Source organism: Saccharopolyspora rectivirgula DSM 43747, from assembly GCF_000497205.1.
GTDB lineage: Bacteria > Actinomycetota > Actinomycetes > Mycobacteriales > Pseudonocardiaceae > Saccharopolyspora > Saccharopolyspora rectivirgula.
Genome location: NZ_AYJW01000043.1, coordinates 16,188 through 33,766 on the forward strand (window position 1 = coordinate 16,188; position 17,579 = coordinate 33,766).

The following is a 17,579-nucleotide window of genomic DNA, read 5'->3' on the forward strand; positions in this document are numbered from 1 at the left end:
ATGACCGATTCCCTGCTGTTGAGCTGCACCTCCACCGCGGTGTTCACCGCCAGCGCGCTCTGGTTCGCCAAGCTCGTGCTGCGCCGCGGCACCGCGCCGGCGGAGCGGGTCAACTGCGCCGCCCACCTCTGCATGAGCGTGCTGATGCTGCTCATGCTGTGGTCGTGGCCGAGCCTGCCGATGCTGCCCCAACTGGTGGGGTTCACCGCGGCCACCCTGTGGTTCGCCGCCCAGTGCGTGCTCGCCGGCTCCCGCTCGAAGCGGGCCGAGCACCTGCACCACGCGGTGATGATGGGCGCGATGCTGTGGATGGTGGCGGCCATGGCGGTGCTGCCGCACTCGCCCGCCCACGCCGCCGCGCACCACGGATCCGCCGCACCCACCAGCACCATCCCGGTGTCCGCTGCGGTGCTGACCGCGGGCCTCGGTCTGCTGCTGATCGCGTCCTCGCTGCGCTGGATCGCCTCCGCCGTCGACACCGCGCGCAGCGTCCCCGTGATCCGGGTGGGCAGCATCGCCGTGCCCGCCTGTCACGGGGCGATGGCCCTCAGCATGGGAATGCTGCTGCTGACCATGCTGCTCCCCTAGGCCCGCGTGGACCGGTGCTCGACCACGGCCTCCCCGCGGGGCCGTGGTCACCCCCGGGAAGCACCGCTGCCAAGCGTTCCGGAGCGCCTCTCACCCGGCCCGCGCACCGGAGAACCGCCGCAGCCGCTGGCTGTTGCTCACCACGAACAGCGACGACAGCGCCATTGCGCCACCGGCCAGTAGCGGGTTCAGCAACCCCAGGGCGGCCAGCGGAACCGCGGCCAAGTTGTAGCCGAACGCCCACACCAGGTTCCCGCGGATCGTGCGCAGGGTGGACCGCGCCAACCGGATCGCGTCCGGCACCACCGTCAACTCGTCGCGCACCAGGATCAGGTCCGCGGCGTCGGCCGCCACGTGCGCGCCTGATCCGACCGCCATCCCCAGGTCCGCGCTGGCCAACGCGGGAGCGTCGTTCACCCCGTCCCCGGCGAACGCCACCACGCGCCCCTCCGCCTGCAACCGGCGCACCACCGCGGCCTTCTCCTCCGGCAGCACCTCGGCGAGCACCTCGGTGATCCCGAGCTGCTCGGCCACCCGGTTCGCGGTGGCGGTGTTGTCCCCGGTCAGCAGCACCGTCCGCAGCCCCAACCGGTGCAGCTCGGCGACCGCCCGGGCAGCGGTCGGCTTCACCTGGTCGGCCAGCGCGAGGACCGCGACGACACGCCGATCCACCGCCACCAGCACGGTCGGGTTGCCCTGCTCCTGCTGCTCCCGCTGGTTCTCCGCCAACTCGACCGGCACGCTCAACCCGCGCTCGGCGATCAGCTTCGGGCTGCCGACCACCACCTCGCGCCCCTCGACGACACCGCTGACCCCCAGCCCGGGAGTCCCGGTGAACTCCTCGACCGGCGGCAGCGGACCCACCTCCGCCCGCGCGCAGTCGCTGATCGCAGCGGCCACCGCGTGCTCGGAAACCGCTTCCACCGCGCCCGCCAACCGCAGCACGGTGGCGCGGTCGAAACCACCGGCGCAGACGATCCCGGCCACGCTCATCCGGCCCTCGGTGACCGTCCCCGTCTTGTCCAGCACCACCGTGTCGATGTCGCGAGTGGACTCCAGAGCCGAATAGCCCTTGAGGAAGATCCCCAACCTGGCGGCCACCCCGGCGGCCACCATCAACGCGGTCGGCGTGGCCAACCCGAGCGCGCACGGGCAAGCGATCACCAGGACCGCCAGCGCCGCGGTGAACGCCTGCTGCCCGGTGCCCCCGAAGGCCAGCCAGCAGCCGAACGTCCCCAGCGCCACCACCAGCACACCGGGCACGAAGAACGCCGAAATGCGGTCGGCCAACCGCTGCACCGCGGCTTTCCCGGTCTGGGCCTGCTCCACCAGCCGCACCATCGCCGCCAACCGGGTGTCCCGGCCGACCCGCACGGCCTCCACCAGAAGCCAGCCGCTGAGCACCACGGTGCCGCCGGTGACCTCGTCGGACACCCCGATCTCAGCGGGCACCGACTCCCCGGTCATGGCGCTGCAGTCCACCGCGGCCCGGCCCTCCACCACCGTGCCGTCCGCGCCGATGCTCTCCCCGGCCCGCACCAGGAACCGCTGCCCCACCCGCAGCTGCGACACCGGGACCTGCCGCTGCTCGCCGCCCTCGGACACCACCGTCACCGCGGTCGCGCCGAGCGCGGCCAGCTCGCGCAGCGCGGCACCCGCCGACCGGTTGGCCTTCGCCTCCACGTAGCGGCCGGCCAGCACGAAAGCCGTCACCCCGGCCGCGACCTCCAGGTAGATCGCCCCTTCCGGGCGGAGCAGCAGCTGCCAACCGGCCACCCCCGGCGCCGCGTCCGCCTGGAAGAACATGGCGTACAGCGACCAGCCGGTGGCCGCCGTGACCCCGATCGACACCAGGGTGTCCATCGACGACGTGCCGTGCCGGGCGTTCACCAGCGCCGCCCGGTGCAGCGGCCAAGCCGCCCACCCCACCACGGGGGCCGCCAGGGCGAGCAGCAGCCACTGCCAGCCCGGGAACCGGGCTTGGGGGAAAGCCATGAACAGCAGCGACAGGTCGCAGATCGGCACGAACAGCGCCACCGCCACCACCATGCGCCGCCACAGCGCGTTGACCTGCTCACCGGTGTCCGCGGTGTCCTCCTGGCCGGTGAGCACCTCGGCCTGGTAGCCGGCCTTCTCCACCGCCTCCACCAGCTGCTCGTCGCTGACCTGCGGATCAGCGGTGATCGTGGCCCGCCCGGACGCCAGGTTCACCGTGGCCTCCACCCCGGCGAGCCTGTTCAACTTGCGCTCCACTCTGGACGAACACGCCGCGCACGTCATGCCGGTCACGGAAAGCTCGACCTGGCGCACCGCAGCACCGGGTGCCGGGGGCGACTTCACGGACACCTGCGAAAACCTCTCGAACCGGGGACCTGCCAATGCGCCGGCTTGCACCGGCCGTTCGGGTAGTCGGTGCCGCAGAGCGGGAAGTTCCCAGCGCACCACCGCGAATCGTGTGTCGGTGAGCACACTCGGCAACCTTGATCTCGGCGGTGGAGCACCCAGCGGCTAGCCTGCCGGGCTATGAGCGGCTCCGCGGCTGAGGACACTCGGCTTACCGAATTGGCCCTGGCAGCGGGTTCCGGTGACCGTCGCGCGCTGGAGGCGTTCGTCCGCGGCACGCAGCGCGACGTGTGGCGGTTCGTCGCCCACCTCGCCGGCATCCGGCACGCCGACGACCTGGCCCAGGAAACGTACTTGCGGGCGCTGAAGAGCATCCGCCGGTTCTCCGGTTTCTCCTCCGCCCGCACCTGGCTGCTGTCGATCGCCCGGCGGGTCGTGGTCGACCACATCCGCTACGAGTGCTCCCGCCCCCGCACCGACACCGCGGCGGACTGGTCCGCGGCTTGCGACCGGGAACAGGCGCGCAACCACGCGCCCCGCTACGAGAGCATCGTCGAATTGAACCTGCTGCTGGACAAGCTGGATCCGCAACGGCGAGAAGCCCTGCTGCTCACCCAGGTCTTCGGACTGTCCTATCAGGAAGCTGCGGAGGTGTGCGGCTGCGCGGTGGGCACCATCCGGTCCCGGGTGGCCCGGGCCCGGGAGCAGTTGCTCAGCCTCGAGTCGCAGAGCAGCGAAGGAACCGGTTGATTTTTCTGGTTCCGGTGGAACTCTTCTGCCGCTCGAACCGACATCATGGACGTGGAATGCTATGTGTGCCGCGAGGCGCTGTCAGCGAAGCTGGACGGTGAGGCCGCGCCCGTTTCCGACGAACAGCTGGCGGGCCATCTCGCGGAGTGCCCCGCCTGCCAGGCGTGGGAGAAACGCGCCGCGGAGCTCACCCGGAGCATGCGGGTGCGGCCGGTGGAGCCGGTACCGGATGTGACCGAGGAGGTGCTGGCCGCTGCCGCACCGCTGCGGGACCGGTTGCTGCGGCGCTGGCCGCGGATCCTACTCGCCTGCGTCGCGGTGCTGCAGATCGCGTTGGGGACCGCTCAGCTCCTCGGCCTGGGGTTGACCGTCCACGACGAGCACACCGCAGCTTCCTTCGCCGGGCACCTGTTCAACGAGAGCACCGCGTGGAACCTGGCGATGGGGCTGGGCATGTTGTGGACGGCGTGGCGGGTGAGCGCTTGTTCCGGGTTGTTGCCGGTGTTGAGCGCCTTCGTCGCGGTGTTGGCCGGTTTCAGCGTCCACGACCTCCTCCACGGGGGTGTGCCGCTCAGCCGGGTCCTCTCGCACAGTCCGCTGGTGGCCGGCCTGGTGGTGCTCCTGATCGTGCACCGGGACGTGTCCCGCTGGCGTTCCGGACCGGGCAGCGCCGAAGTTCCCGAGGAGTCCACTTCGGCCACCGAGGACGTCCAGTTCGACGGAACTCCGGACCGCTTGGCGGAAGGTAGGCATTTGGGCCCCACCGCGCTGCGCCGCACCGGATGAGCCCCGGGTGTGGAGCAAGGGAACTTTTCTGCTGCTGTCGGGAGAAAAGTTCCCTTGCCCAGCTCCACGGGTCTCGAGGACGGCTGCCCGGCGGTGGGCTCTGCGCAGCGAACCAGCCCCGAAGAAAATCCGAACGGCATTCGGAATGGAGTCGTTGCGACGCGGAGTTCTTCCGGTCGTGCGGAGTCGCCGTTCGCAGCTCTGACGCAACGCAGAGCGGTTTCCCAAACTCCCGATAAAGCGGGAAGAACGACAACCAACGCGCAAATCGATTCAAACTTTATTCATTCGCTCCTTGAAATGGCGCAGAATTCTATCTGCAAGTCTCCGCGAAGTGGAGATTTGCATTAACGCAACACACGTTCTTATGAATTTTGCATCCAGTCCGCGTATACAGAACGTGATCAGATTCTGCTCCAAATGATCTACGATCTCGTTGGAACCGCCCATACAAGGCCTTTCTTCGCTGATCACACCCTTGGGAACTCGACCAGCCGGCAATCCCCCTCTGCCCCTCACCGAAATCACCTTTATTCACAGCGAACCACCCTTTGGGCGACAAAAGCATCCCATTCAACCCGGACAATGAACACTTCCTGTATTCGCTAACCGATCCCAGCTGTGCAACACCCCTTAAAATGATCTTGTTTTCCACCGATTTCCCAGGTCAGAGCAACCTTTTTGATAAGGAATAATGCTCGTTAGAGTGCTATAGGCTGCTTTGACCAACGGCCGGAAAACCACTCAGCACGAGCCGGAGCATTCGAAAAAAGCAGAACTCCGCCGCCGCGCTGAGGTGCCGCGCACGCCAATTGACAGAACCGGACTGACCGCAACAAAAGCACTGTGCGGCCCAGACTGCCCGCACGGGAAAGGACTGCGTCGTGAGCAGCGGACCCGAGCACTCGCCCGCGACCACGCCCTGGGCGTCCAAGTGGTCGCGCGGCATGTCCCAGCTCGCCCAACGCGTAATCCACTGGCGGGATTGGAAACTACCGGTCAAACTCGCCGCGGTAGCCCTCGCCCCAGTGCTGTTCACCGTCATCATCGGCACCCTGCAGATAGTCGAGCACCTGCACCACGGCCGGGAGTACCGCGCGATGGAGCAGGTCGTGGAAGCCACCCGGTCCGTGCAGTCCGCGATCAGCCACTTGCAGACCGAACGCGGCCTCGCGGTGGAAAGCCTCCTCCCAGGCCAAAACGACCACCGGCAGCTCGAAGCCCAGCTCACCAAAACCGACCAGAGCATCGCCGTGGTCAAGAACCAGCTCACCGCCGCCACCGGCCGAGAACTCCAGTTCGCCCGCACCGAAGCCGAGCAGCAGCTCGCCGAACTCCCCAAAGCCCGCCAGGCAGTCCGCAGCGACCAGGCCGATCCCGATGCCGTCATCACCACCTACACCAGGGCGATCAGCTACCTGCTCGCCCTGGACCGAGCCATGATCAGCCAGATCTCCTCGTCCTCGGTGGTGTCCGCGGCCACCGCGGCCCACGAACTGTCCAAGATCAACGAAGAGATCCACCTGCAAGAAGCCCTCATCTCCGTCGGGCTGTCCCAGAACCAGTTCAGCAACGAGCACCTGGCCCTGCTCGCCGGCAGCGAAGCCCGGCGCACCACCGCGGTGCAGGAGTTCCGCGCCGCCGCCAGCCCCCAGCAGCGCCAGGAGTACGACCAGCTGTACGCCGACCCCGAGTTCCTCGCCCGAGAGACCACGGTCCAACTGGCCATGATGAGCGGAGGGCCCGGGCAGCCCGCCACCCCGCCGGTGTCGACGCAGACGTGGAAGAACCAGTCCCGCTCGACGCTGGACGAACTCGCCGGGATCAAGCAACAGCTCAACACCACCCTGGAGCAGGCGGCGACCTCGCTGAAAGCCGCATCCGTGCGCATGGCGGTGATCCACACCGTCCTCCTGCTCGCCGCCCTCCTCACAGCGGCGGCTCTCGTCGCCGTGGTCTGCCGGCAGCTGGTGCAATCGCTGGCCACTCTGCAGCGCAGCGCCCTGGACGCCGCGCAGCGCCAGCTCCCCAAAGCGGTCGAGCAGATCAGGAACGGGAACAGCCAGCGCATCTCCGTCGACCGCGTCCCGGTGGACACCCGCGACGAGATCGGGGACGTCGCCCGCGCCTTCGACGCGGTGAACACCCAGGCGCTCAACCTGGCGACCGAACAAGCCCAACTGCGGCGCACCTACCACGACTCCTTCATCAACATCTCCCGCCGCAGCCAAAGCCTGCTCGAACGCCAGCTGCAGCTGTTCGAGCAACTGGAGCGGGACGAAGAGGACCCCGAACAGCTGGCCACCCTCTTCCGGTTGGACCACCTGTCCACCCGGATGCGCCGCAACAACGAGAACTTGATGGTGATCTCCGGCGCGGAGATCAGCCGGCGGCTCACCCAATCCACTTCCCCAGCCGACCTGGTCCGCGCCGCGATCTCCGAGATCGAGCACTACCCGCGGGTGATCGTGCAGCCCCTGCCCAACACCAAAGTCGTCAGCTACGTGGCCAACGACATGGTTCGGCTGCTGGCCGAGCTGATCGACAACGCGGCCAACTTCTCCTCCCCGGACACCGAGGTCACCGTCACCGGACACCGCAACGACGACAACGACCTCGTCCTCACCATCACCGACCGCGGCATCGGGATGAGCCCCGAACAGCTCGCCGCCGTCAACGAACGACTCACCGCCGACGGCGAGCTCGACTCCGCCACCTCCCGTCGAATGGGACTGTTCGTCGTCAGCAGGCTCGCGAACCGGCACGGGATCAAGGTCCGGCTGCACCCGGGCCCGCAGAACATCGGTGTGCGCACCACCGTGACCGTGGATTCCTCGCTGCTCGCGGACGCCGAAGTCCCAACCGTGCACCACCTGGCGGCGCAGACCGTGGCCTCCGACGGTGCCGCGTACGAGCAAGCTCGTTTCGGTTGGGAAGCACCGGAGGACATTCCGAAGCCGCGCAACGGCTTCCAGCTGGGCAAGCAGCCCGAAGCCGCTGCTGCCGAACCGCGCAACGGCCACCAGGTGACCAACGGCGCCAGCCTCGACCAACAGGGGGCTCCGGAGGCAGAACCAACCGGTGGCACCGACCTCTCCGCGTGGTTCGTCACCGAACAGGAGACCAACCCCGCCCAAGCGCAAATCGCCGTGCGGTGCCCCAGCACTCCACCGGAAGACTCCCCCGAAGGGACTGCCACACCAGGAGATGGCCCCTCTTCCGCCGAGACCCCGGACGACCCCGCTTGGGACTTCGCCACTGACCAGGCCCAGCGCAAGGTCGATGAGCTCGCTGCGCAGCAACCTGCCAAGTTCACCCAAGCCGGGCTGCCGCTCCGCACACCGCAGAGGAACCTGCTGCCGGCGATGCCGGAGGAGAACTCGCACGGAGCTCCCGATCACACGGTGCGCAACGCGAGAGCGTCCAGCAGCCGGTTGGCCAGCTTCCGGCAAGGGGTCCGACGGGGCCGACACGAATCCAAGCTCTCCCAGAACGGCCAGGGCGAGCAGAACAGCTCGCCGACCCAGGGCAAGGACGAGCCTGCAGCGTCCGAACACACCGCCGCCGGTCTGCCCAGGCGAACGCCCCGGACGCCCGAGCACCAGCCGGAGCCGAAGGGCAACGCTGCCGTGCCGCCGCGGGACGCCGACGAGGTGCGTGGCCGGATGACCGGACTGCAGCGCGGTCTGCGCGACAGCAAGCACTCGTCCAGTCACAAGTGAGGACCGATGAGCCCCATTCCCACCAGTGAGACAGGAGACGACATGAACAACTCATCGAACGGGCCGAGTCAATTCAGCTGGCTGATCACCGACTTCACCGAACGCGTTCCCGGGGTCGCCCACGCCGTGGTCGTTTCCGCTGACGGCTTGCTGCTGACCGCATCCGCCAGGCTCCCGAGCGACCGGGCGGACCAGCTCGCCGCCGTGGCTTCCGGGTTGCTGAGCCTCACCCAGGGCGCTGCGCGCTGCTTCGAGGGTGGCCCGGTGACCGAAACCGTGGTGGAGATGGAACGCGGCATCATGCTGCAAATGGCGATCAGCGACGGTTCCTGCCTCACCGTTCTCGCGTCGCCGCAGTGCGACATGGGACTCGTCGCCTACGAGATGGCCCTGCTCGTCGAGCGGGTCGGCCAGATCCTGACTCCAGAACTCCGGTCCCAACTCCAAGGAACCAACCGCCTGATGGCCCCGCAGACAGTGTGAGACCGATATGGCTACCAACCTGGATTCAACCGGTCGGCACCACCTCAACAGCGAGGAAGACTTCGACGGGTATCCCATGGTCGAGGTTTACAGTCGGTACAGCGTCGAGAACAGCGACTCGCTTTCTGGCGAAGACACCGACGAGACGGCTTCCGAGGAGGAGCTCCCTCCCCCGGGCTGGCCGGACATTTCCTCGGAGGAAACGGAAAACCCCGTTCCCGATGCCGAGAACACCGGGCTGGCCAGTTGCATCCGGCCATACACGTGGACCGGTGGACGCACCCAGACCCGCCACCGCTTCGAGCTGGAAACTCTGGTGTCCACCAGCGAGTTGTGCGACATCACCAAGCTCCAGCGGCTGGAGCACCAGTCCATTGCTGACATATGCCGAACCCCGCGTTCGGTAGCTGAAGTCGGCGCCATGCTGTCCATCCCGCTGGGGGTCGTCAAGGTGCTCCTGGGGGACATGGCCGACCTCAACTTGATCACCGTGCACTCCGCGCCCACCAGCAGTGGCAGCGAAGCCCACCTGCAACTGATGGAACGAGTCCTCACCGGACTCAGGAACCTTTGATCGAACGAACATCCGGACCGTCGGCGATAACCGATCCCGAGGTGATAAATGTCCACTGACTACGCGCAAAAAACTGAAGTGACCTCGGCAAAGATAGTGGTCGCCGGTGGTTTCGGCGTGGGGAAGACCCCCTTCGTGGGCTCGGTGTCAGAAATAATGCCGCTGACTACCGAAGCCGTGCTGACCGAAGCGAGCCGCGAACTCGACGACCTCAAGGCCACTCCGCACAAGAACACCACCACGGTGGCCATGGACTTCGGCCGGGTTTCCCTGGACAGGGATCTGATCCTTTACCTGTTCGGGACGCCCGGCCAACAGCGCTTCTGGTTCATGTGGGACGACCTCGTGCGAGGAGCCATCGGGGCGGTGGTGCTCGCCGACACCCGGCGGTTGGCCGACTGCTTCTCCGCCATCGACTTCTTCGAAGACCGTCGGCTGCCCTACATCGTCAGCATCAACTGCTTCGAGGGAGCTCTGCTGCACCGCCTCAACGACGTGCGCGAAGCACTCGCCATTCCCGACTCCGTTCCCCTCATCACCTGCGACGCCCGCCACCGGGAATCCACCAAGCAAACCCTGATCACACTCGTGGAACACGCGATGAAGTGGTGGCTGGCCCGCACCGTGTGACCAGCTCGGAAAAGTCCTTCCACTCCGGAACACCGGGAAACCTCCTCGAACCCCGCTCCCGAAAACGGGAGCGCGGCATTCACGAAAGAGCAGTAATTTCGGAAACTGATTGGCTGTGAAGGGAACTTTTCTTCTACTTCAGGGAGAAAAGTTCCCTTGTTTCTTCCAGGCGCCCAACACACGGGCGCATGATGGAAATCGATTCTGCTCTTTCCTGCCGCATAGTGCGTTCCATGCGCACTACGGTTCCGTTGACGGAAACGGGTTTCGCCCCGTCCCAACGCGTTTTCAAAGTGGCTCAGCTGGAAGAACTCGGTGTTCCGCAGTCCGTCGCTTACCGGCGGGCGCGGGCTGGTGGGCCGTGGACGCGTTTAGCCCCCGGTGTTGTTCTCGTCGCGCCCGGTCCTGCCACGGTCGAAGACCTCATCGCGGCCGCACTGCTGCTGGCCGGCCCCGAGGCAGTGGTCACCGGCCTGCACGCGGCCCGGCTGCACGGGATGAGGACACCACCCGCGGATGCCGTGGTGCACGTGCTCATCCCGCACGGCCGCAAGGTCCAGAACCAGCCCGGGATGCGTTTCGAGCGCACCACGCGACTCCCCATTCCGCAAACCATCAACGGCATACCGGTGGCTCCGCTGGCCCGGGCGGTGATCGACGCGGCCAGGACTTGGCAGTCACGGCAGTTCACCAAGGATTTGCTGGTGGAAGCCATTCAACAAGGCCGCAAGTGCCATCCGAGGATTTTGGCCGAGGAAATGGCTTTGGGCAGTCGGCGAGGAACCGCTCTGCCTCGGGAAATCTTGCGGGAGATCACGACGAACAGCAGGACGACCGCGGAGGAGAAGGCGTTCGAAATAGTCGCCGACTCGGGTTTGCCGACCCCGTTGTGGAACGTTCCGGTGCTCACCGCGGAAGGCGAATACATCGGCTGCCCGGACCTGTGGTTCGACGAAGTCGGGTTGGCCGTCGAATTCGGTTTCTTCGGCTACCGGCACACCAGGGAAGAGGACAGCACCACCGCTCTACGGCGGAAGAAGCGCTACGAGGTGCACGGGATCACCGTGCTCAACATTCCGGGTGGACGGCTGCGGCAGCAACCGGCCGTGGTGCTCGCCGAGCTCCGGGAAGCGTTCTTCGCCGCGGCCAAGCGCGGCCGGCCGGAGGTGCTGGCGTTCCCGTCCGTCGCGTGAACCGAGGTCCTCGACCGCGTTGCGGCAGCAATGCTCCGCGTGAACCAGCGAAGACGTCCTCTCGGGCCCCTGGTGTTCGCACCGGCCAGCAGGCACCATGCCAAGCATCATCACGCGCGGGAGGTGCTGTGGCAGGGCATGTATTGGTCACCGCGGAGCACATCATCACCATGTCCGACGGCGAGCCCGTCGTCTCGGCGAACCAGCCTGCGCTGGCTTTCCTGGGCGAGTGGATCACGGCGGTCGGGGAGCTCGACCAGCTGCGGGAGAGGTTCCCGGACGCGGAGGTGGTCGATTTCGGGAAGGCCACGATCGTTCCCGGGTTCAACGATGCGCACCAGCATCCGACCATGACCGCGGCCAACGAGCGGGGTGTGGATTTGTCCCGGGCGAGTTCCCGCACCGAGTTGCTGGCCGAGCTGCGGCGTCGAGCCGCCACCACCCCACCCGGGGAGTGGGTGCTCGGCACCCGGTACGACCACGGCAAATCCACCGGTGGGGAGCCGTTGACCCGCTTCGACCTGGATCAGGTGAGCGTCGAGCACCCGATTCTGGTCATCAACATCGGGGCGCACTGGGGAGTGCTGAACTCCCCGGGCCTGGAGCGTGCTGGTTTTTCCGCTGAAACTCCGCCTCCCGAGGGTGGCGAGTTCGGTCGGGACGCCGCGGGCCAGTTGACCGGGGTGGTGCACGAGCAGGCGCTGTTCGACGTCGCGTACCCGTCGTTGGCGCGGCGGCGGCCGGTGCTGCCACCGCAGGACCAGGAGACGGCGTTGCGGAACCTGCGGCGGGTGGCGCGCCGGCTCAACGCCGCGGGCATCACGAGCGTGGGTGATGCCATGACCGGCCCCGACGAGTTGTCCGTGCTGCAGGAAAGCCGCCGGCGCGGGGAGCTCACGGTGCGGGTGAACGCTCTGGTGACGTTCCGCCACTTCGACGTTTTCCGGGAGTCCGGGCTGCGCAGCGGGTTCGGGGACCACTGGTTGCGGCTCGGTGGTGTGAAGGCGTTCGCCGACGGGGCTGTCGCCGGCGGCACTTGCTTGGTGGAGGATCCTTTCGAAGGCACCGCGGACCACGGGATCCAGACGTTGAGCACCGCTGAGCTGACCGATCTGGTTTCCCAGGTGCATTCGTCCGGCAACAGGCTCGCGGTGCACGCGAACGGTGATCGGGCGATCAAACTGGTGCTCGACGCGATGGAGAGAGCGGCCCGTGAGCACCCGGATGTTCGGGTTGAGCACCGCATCGAGCACTGCAGCCTGGTTGATGGCGGAATAGTGGCGCGGATGCGCGAGCTCGGGGTGATCGCCGTCCCGTTCGGCAGCTATGTCGCGTTCCACGGTGACAAGCTCGTCGACTACTACGGGTTGAACCGGTTGGAGCGCATGTTCGCCCACCGCAGCCTGTTGGACGCCGGGATACCGGTGGCTGGTTCGAGCGATTTTCCGTGCGGTCCTTTCGAACCGTTGTTGGCGTTGGCCAGCTGTGTCACGCGCCAGTCGGTGTTCGGGCGCACCGCGGGGCAGGTGTTGGGTGGTTCGCAGCGGATCAGCGTGTTGGAGGCGCTCGGCCTCTACACCACGGGGTCGGCTCGGGCTTCCGGGGAGACGGCTGTGAAGGGGCGGTTGCTGCCCGGGCAGCTGGCCGATTTCGTGGTGCTCTCCGAGAACCCGGTGCGTGTTGCGCCACAGCAGTTGTCGTCGATCGAGGTCCTCGCCACATGGGTCGGGGGCGAAGAGGTGTGGCGGAAGGGCGATCGGAGCGAGTAGGTTTCCGCCTTGTCGCAGCGGCTGCTGTGGTCCTGCAACAGCGGCTACTGGCCTGGGGTTCGCGGACGGGGTGGTCGGCGCGGCCCGGTGGGCCACCAGTCGGTTCGAGCGGCACGGCAAGGAATGCGTGGGGAACTCTTCTGCTGCTTTGCCCAGGAGAGTTCCCTTCTCAAGGGGAGCACCGCTTGCGGGGAGGGGTTGGATGTTCAAGAACCGGAAGTCACTGTGGTGGCTGCTCGGCCCGGTCGTGCTCTACATATGCGCGCTGCCGCTGTACAACCGGATTGAGCCGATCGTCTTGGGTTTGCCGTTCTTCATGTTCTGGATGCTGCTGGCGACCCTGTTGACTCCTGGTTTCATTTGGTTGGCGGCCCGCAAGGACCCGGTTTGGTTGGCGGATCGGGCCCGCGCCCGGGGTGGTGCCGATGAGCGCTGAGGCGGCGGTTTCGATCGGCATTTTCTCGGTTTTCATGGCGGCCACGGTGCTGTTGGGGTTGTTGTCGCTGCGTGGCCGCCGCAGTGTCAACTTGGCCGAGTGGTCGCTGGGTGGCCGGAGTTTGGGCACCATCTTGATTTTCGTGCTCATGGCCGGCGAAACCTACACGAGTTTCAGTTATTTGGGTGCTGCCGGCTGGTCGTACGACTACGGGATGCCCGTTTTCTACTTGGTCGCCTATTTGGCGATCGGTTTTGCTTGCGGCTACGTGATCGGCCCGATTTTTTGGAATTACGCGCACCGGAACCAGTTGCACACCATCACCGACATCACCGCGTTCCGGTTCCAGTCCCCGTTGTTCGGTGGTGCTGTCGCTGTTTTGACCACGGTTTTCCTGCTGCCTTACATCCAGCTGCAGATCACCGGCATGGGTGTGGTGGTTTCGACGATCAGTTACGGCGCCATCAGTTTGAGCGCCGGCTATGTGATTTCGTTCATCGTGACCGAGGCCTTCATCATCTTGTCCGGGCTGCGCGGTAGTGCGTGGGTGTCGATCCTCAAGGACACCTTGGTCGTGGTCACGTTGATCGTGGTGTTCGTCTACGTTCCGGTGCACTACTTCGGCGGGTTGGGGTCGATGCTCGACCGGTTGGTCCAGGAGCGTCCCGAGTGGCTGGTGCTGCCGGGGGTGGGCAAGGAATCGCTGGGCATGCTGTGGTTCGCCACCACTGGTTTGCTGAACGGCTTGGTCTACACGATCTTCCCCACCACGGTGGCGGGGTATCTGGGGGCGAAAAGCCCGGGTGTGGTGCGCCGCAACGCCATCATCATGCCGTTCTACCAGGTGCTCTTGTTCGTGCCGATTCTGCTCGGGTTGGCCGCGCTTTTCGTGGTTCCCGGGTTGAGCGATTCGAACTTGGCGATGTTCGAGCTCGTGGTGAATTCGATGCCGGCGTGGCTGGTGGGTTTGCTGGGTGCTGCTGGGGCGTTGTCCTCGATCGTGCCGATGGCGGTGTTCATGCTGGTGATCGGCACCATGTGGGGCAGGTCGATTCTCGGGGTGCATCCGCGGACCGCGCCGTACCAGAAGCAGTTGTCCCAGTTGGTGACTTTCTGCGTGGGGTTGACCGCGCTGGTGTTCACGTTCTTGTCCCCCAGCACTCTCGTGCAGTTATCGGTGCTGTCCTATCAGGGCTTGGCGCAGTTGGTTCCGGTTGTTCTGCTGAGCCTGTTGTGGAGGCGCATGTCGACGCTGGGGGCGGCGGTCGGTCTGGCCGGTGGTGTGCTGGTGGTTGCGCTGCTGGTCGCCACCGGGAACGACCCGTGGCACGGCATCAACGCTGGTTTGCTCGGCTTGGTCGTGAACCTCGCCTTCAACGTCGTGGTGAGCTTGGCGCGCCCGGCGAACACTCCCGCGGAGCGGCTGGCCGTGGACGAACTGGCTGAGCCGGCGAAGACGACTGCCGAGTGAACCGCGCGGTGGCAGCGTGTCCCCGTGATCCACCTCGCCAGCGCGGTGGGGTGTGGGAAGGGAACTTTTCCGCCGGGGGTGGTGGAAAAGTTCCCTTCCTGGTTTCTGCTGGTCAGTGTGCGGGACGCCAGCCTTCGACTCCGCCGGGGACCGGGGCGTTCTCGGCGTACGGGGTTCGGGTGAAGATGAAGGTGTTGAGGTTGAGGTGGGTCGGGGTGCCGTCAGCTGCTCGGCCGACTTCGAGTTTTTCGCCCGCGTAGTAGCCGTCCAGGCCGGTCCAGGTTCCGTCTCCGTTCGGTCGGAATCGGGAGGCTCGTCCTTTGCCTTGCCACGGGGTCAGGTCGAGCCATCCGTCGGGCAGGAGGCGCAGCACGTACGGGGTGGGGCCCCAGTACCACTGGCCGGTCAGCTCCAGCAGGCCCATGTCCACGTCTTTTTGCGGTTCCCAGGGTGCTGGGATGCGCGGCTCGTGTTCTTCGAGGATGTCCAGCAGGTCTGTGGCGAAGGTGCCGGAGACGCCTGCGGTGGTGTTGGCCATGAAGATGACGCCGGTGTTCTCGGCCGGGTCGGCCCATATGGTTGCGAGGAAACCGGGCATCGAACCGGTGTGCCCGGCCAGTCGTCGCCCTTGGTGGCGCAGCAGCTGCAGCCCGAGGCCGTATCCCATTCGCCACACGTTCCCGTCGTCAACGGCTCCGGGGGCACGCATTTCCGCCATGGTGTCGGGGTGCAGCACGTCGCCGGTGTCTCCCCCGATGAACCGCACCCACCTCGCCATGTCGTTGAACGTCGACCACAGTTGTCCGGCGGGGGCCATGGCGCGGGCGTCTTCTGCGGGTTCGGGGAGGACCACGTCCGCCCACGGGTGCACTGCGAGTCCGGTGGCGTGCGGGGCGACCGGGCTCACCGTGGTGCGGCGCATTCCCAGCGGGTCGAGGATTTCCTGCTGCAGCACTTCGTCCCAGGGGCGGCCACGCAGGCGGGCGACGAGTTCACCGAGCACCCCGAAGCCCACGTTCGAGTAGTGGAACACGTGGCGCGGGTTGGGGCGGACGGCTTCGCGGTCGATCCGGGAAAGCAGGGTCTCCGCCGCTACACCGGGGGTGCGTTCCCACCACTCCCCCGCGGGTTCCGCGGTCAGGCCGCTCGAGTGGGAGAGGAGCTCGCCGATGCTCCGGTTGCCGATCGCGGTCCCGGGAAGGTGCTTGTCCAGCGGGTCGGCCAGGTCGAGCTTTCCTTCGTCGCGGAGCCGCATCACCAGTACCGCGACGAAGCTCTTGGTGATGGAGCCGACCCGGTATTGGGTGTCTGGTGTGGACGGCTCGCCGGACACTTGCCCGCGGGAGTCCACCCAGATGATGTTTCCGTCCCGGACCAGTCCGGCGATGAGCGAGGGGACCCGGTTGTTGCTTTGCTCGATCGCCAGGCGGCGCAGCAGGGCGCGCTGGGTGGCAGGCAGCAGACTTGTTTCCATGGTTCCATGGTGACCCCGGTGAGCTGGGGTTCCGTGGTGACCCGCCGAACGCGTGGTTCTCGTGGTGGAGCCGGTGGTGGGTTCGGGGCACTTGGTGGTCTCGTCGATGTGGCCGGTTGCGCCAGCAACCGCGGGTTTCGGTCCGGGTGTGCACCACCACCCCGTGTGCAGGGCGGTTTTGGTGGGGTTCCGACGCTGCCGGGGTTTGCGCGATCGGGTGCGGGCGGGAAGTTGGCAGAATGTTCGCGTGTACTACCAGCACGAGCGGGTTGATGTCCGTGGAACGACGAGTTTCGTCGCGATTGCTTATCTGCCTGCGTGGTTGCTGACACTGCCGTTGTGGATCACGGGGGAAGGCTTGTCGTGGAGTTGGGCCCCCGTGGTTCTGGTGCTGATGATGTTCACCCCCGCGGTGGCGGCGGTGGTCGTCAGCAAGTGGATCAGTCCGCAGCCGAAGCTGCTGCGCAGTCTGGGGGTGACCAACGAAGGCGGGATCAAGAAGTGGTGGGGCTATGCTTTGCTGGCTTGGCTGGGGCCACCGCTGGCGATGCTGCTCGCCTTGCTGGTCGGCTATCTGCTGGGGGTTTATCAAGCGGATTGGGTTGGTTTCTCCGGGCTGGTGGAAGCTCGCCAGCAGGTGGTTGTTGGTGAACAGCAGCAGCAACAGGAGTCACCTGCTGGGTTGGTCGTGGTCGAGCTCGCCAAGGTGTTCTTCCTGGGTTGGTTGAACACGATTCCGGCGTTGGGCGAGGAGCTGGGTTGGCGTGGTTATCTCAACCGTGCGCTGCTGCCGTTGGGCCAGCCTGGTTCTTTTCTGGTCACGGGAGTGCTGTGGGGGCTTTGGCACGCTCCGCTGCTGATGTTGGGGTTCAACTACCCGACCGTTCCGATCGTTGTCGCGTTCTTCATGATGGTCGGGTTTTGCGTGCTGGTCGGGGTGCTGCTCGGTTGGCTGCGGTTGGCTTCGTCGAGCGTGTGGCCGGCCGCGATCGCGCACGGGTTCCTCAACGCTGCCGCCGGCTTGCCAGTGGTGTTCAGCAAGGCCGGGGAGCCGGTGGAGAACGTGCACGTGGGTTTGCTCGGCTGGTCCGGTTGGATCGTGCTGGGACTGTTGATCCTGCTGTTGATCGCGCTGGGCAAGCTGCCGGTCGAGCTTCCGGTGAAGCGGGAAGGCATTTCTCGTGGGGTTACTCGCCGGAGCCGTCGGCGCTGACCACTCGCTCAGCTGCTGCGGTGTTGGGCAGTGTGGTGCTCGTGCCGCGGTATGCCGGGTGAGGCAGCAACCTGGTGGCTTGTGCACAGCAAGGGAACTTTTCTACCGGGGATGGCAGAAAAGTTCCCTTGCTGCTTAGTGGCGGGG

14 protein-coding genes are annotated in these 17,579 nt (G+C 66.4%); 12 read left to right on the forward strand and 2 right to left on the reverse strand.

What is annotated here, in order from left to right:
- The gene (locus tag SREC43747_RS0112860; protein ID WP_051387998.1) at window positions 1-588 is read left to right on the forward strand and encodes a DUF5134 domain-containing protein; all 588 of its coding nucleotides are present in this window, start codon (window positions 1-3) and stop codon (window positions 586-588) included.
- Window positions 589-678: 90 nt separating this feature from the next.
- Here SREC43747_RS0112860 and SREC43747_RS0112865 read toward each other — a convergent pair whose 3' ends face one another.
- Window positions 679-2,934, reverse strand: a complete 2,256-nt coding sequence (locus SREC43747_RS0112865) for a heavy metal translocating P-type ATPase (protein WP_029721676.1) — start codon at window positions 2,932-2,934, stop codon at window positions 679-681.
- Window positions 2,935-3,111: 177 nt separating this feature from the next.
- Between SREC43747_RS0112865 and SREC43747_RS0112870 the strand changes: the two genes are divergently transcribed.
- The 10 genes from SREC43747_RS0112870 to SREC43747_RS0112915 all read left to right on the forward strand — a co-directional run bounded on the left by SREC43747_RS0112870 (window position 3,112) and on the right by SREC43747_RS0112915 (window position 14,745).
- Window positions 3,112-3,681: a sigma-70 family RNA polymerase sigma factor gene (locus tag SREC43747_RS0112870; protein WP_029721677.1), complete on the forward strand. Its 570-nt coding sequence runs from the start codon at window positions 3,112-3,114 to the stop codon at window positions 3,679-3,681.
- A gap of 51 nt (window positions 3,682-3,732) precedes the next feature.
- Complete coding sequence (locus SREC43747_RS0112875) at window positions 3,733-4,467, forward strand: zf-HC2 domain-containing protein (protein ID WP_029721678.1); 735 nt, start codon at window positions 3,733-3,735, stop codon at window positions 4,465-4,467.
- Window positions 4,468-5,351: 884 nt separating this feature from the next.
- Window positions 5,352-8,189, forward strand: coding sequence for a sensor histidine kinase (locus SREC43747_RS0112880; protein ID WP_081722572.1), 2,838 nt, complete (start codon window positions 5,352-5,354; stop codon window positions 8,187-8,189).
- A gap of 42 nt (window positions 8,190-8,231) precedes the next feature.
- Window positions 8,232-8,672: a roadblock/LC7 domain-containing protein gene (locus SREC43747_RS0112885; RefSeq protein WP_029721680.1), complete on the forward strand. Its 441-nt coding sequence runs from the start codon at window positions 8,232-8,234 to the stop codon at window positions 8,670-8,672.
- Between the two features lie 7 nt (window positions 8,673-8,679).
- Window positions 8,680-9,246, forward strand: coding sequence for a DUF742 domain-containing protein (locus SREC43747_RS0112890; protein WP_236623168.1), 567 nt, complete (start codon window positions 8,680-8,682; stop codon window positions 9,244-9,246).
- A gap of 48 nt (window positions 9,247-9,294) precedes the next feature.
- Window positions 9,295-9,876: a GTP-binding protein gene (locus SREC43747_RS0112895; protein ID WP_029721682.1), complete on the forward strand. Its 582-nt coding sequence runs from the start codon at window positions 9,295-9,297 to the stop codon at window positions 9,874-9,876.
- Between the two features lie 233 nt (window positions 9,877-10,109).
- Window positions 10,110-11,069 (forward strand): hypothetical protein, encoded by a 960-nt coding sequence (locus tag SREC43747_RS0112900; protein WP_029721683.1) that lies wholly within the window; start codon window positions 10,110-10,112, stop codon window positions 11,067-11,069.
- A 128-nt stretch (window positions 11,070-11,197) separates the two neighbouring features.
- Window positions 11,198-12,838 (forward strand): amidohydrolase, encoded by a 1,641-nt coding sequence (locus tag SREC43747_RS0112905; protein ID WP_029721684.1) that lies wholly within the window; start codon window positions 11,198-11,200, stop codon window positions 12,836-12,838.
- 202 nt (window positions 12,839-13,040) lie between these two features.
- The gene (locus tag SREC43747_RS0112910; protein ID WP_029721685.1) at window positions 13,041-13,274 is read left to right on the forward strand and encodes a DUF3311 domain-containing protein; all 234 of its coding nucleotides are present in this window, start codon (window positions 13,041-13,043) and stop codon (window positions 13,272-13,274) included.
- Complete coding sequence (locus SREC43747_RS0112915; RefSeq protein WP_029721686.1) at window positions 13,264-14,745, forward strand: sodium:solute symporter family protein; 1,482 nt, start codon at window positions 13,264-13,266, stop codon at window positions 14,743-14,745. The genes SREC43747_RS0112910 and SREC43747_RS0112915 overlap by 11 nt, the downstream gene beginning before the upstream one ends.
- A 112-nt stretch (window positions 14,746-14,857) precedes the next feature.
- On the opposite strand, the gene SREC43747_RS0112920 is transcribed toward SREC43747_RS0112915, so the two are convergent.
- Window positions 14,858-16,219: a serine hydrolase domain-containing protein gene (locus SREC43747_RS0112920; RefSeq protein ID WP_029721687.1), complete on the reverse strand. Its 1,362-nt coding sequence runs from the start codon at window positions 16,217-16,219 to the stop codon at window positions 14,858-14,860.
- Between the two features lie 379 nt (window positions 16,220-16,598).
- On the opposite strand from SREC43747_RS0112920, the gene SREC43747_RS0112925 reads away from it, so the two are divergent.
- On the forward strand, window positions 16,599-17,432 hold the full coding sequence (locus SREC43747_RS0112925) for a CPBP family intramembrane glutamic endopeptidase (protein ID WP_236623169.1): 834 nt from the start codon (window positions 16,599-16,601) through the stop codon (window positions 17,430-17,432).
- Window positions 17,433-17,579 lie beyond the last annotated feature (147 nt).

Bases quoted from the DNA above. Each gene is read 5' to 3' on its own strand.
- SREC43747_RS0112860 (WP_051387998.1), top strand. From the start codon at position 1: ATGACCGATTCCCTGCTGTTGAGCTGCACCTCCACCGCGGTGTTCACC.
- SREC43747_RS0112870 (WP_029721677.1), top strand. From the start codon at position 3,112: ATGAGCGGCTCCGCGGCTGAGGACACTCGGCTTACCGAATTGGCCCTG.
- SREC43747_RS0112885 (WP_029721680.1), top strand. From the start codon at position 8,232: ATGAACAACTCATCGAACGGGCCGAGTCAATTCAGCTGGCTGATCACC.
- SREC43747_RS0112890 (WP_236623168.1), top strand. From the start codon at position 8,680: ATGGCTACCAACCTGGATTCAACCGGTCGGCACCACCTCAACAGCGAG.
- SREC43747_RS0112895 (WP_029721682.1), top strand. From the start codon at position 9,295: ATGTCCACTGACTACGCGCAAAAAACTGAAGTGACCTCGGCAAAGATA.
- SREC43747_RS0112900 (WP_029721683.1), top strand. From the start codon at position 10,110: ATGCGCACTACGGTTCCGTTGACGGAAACGGGTTTCGCCCCGTCCCAA.
- SREC43747_RS0112910 (WP_029721685.1), top strand. From the start codon at position 13,041: ATGTTCAAGAACCGGAAGTCACTGTGGTGGCTGCTCGGCCCGGTCGTG.
- SREC43747_RS0112915 (WP_029721686.1), top strand. From the start codon at position 13,264: ATGAGCGCTGAGGCGGCGGTTTCGATCGGCATTTTCTCGGTTTTCATG.
- SREC43747_RS0112920 (WP_029721687.1), bottom strand. From the start codon at position 16,219: ATGGAAACAAGTCTGCTGCCTGCCACCCAGCGCGCCCTGCTGCGCCGC.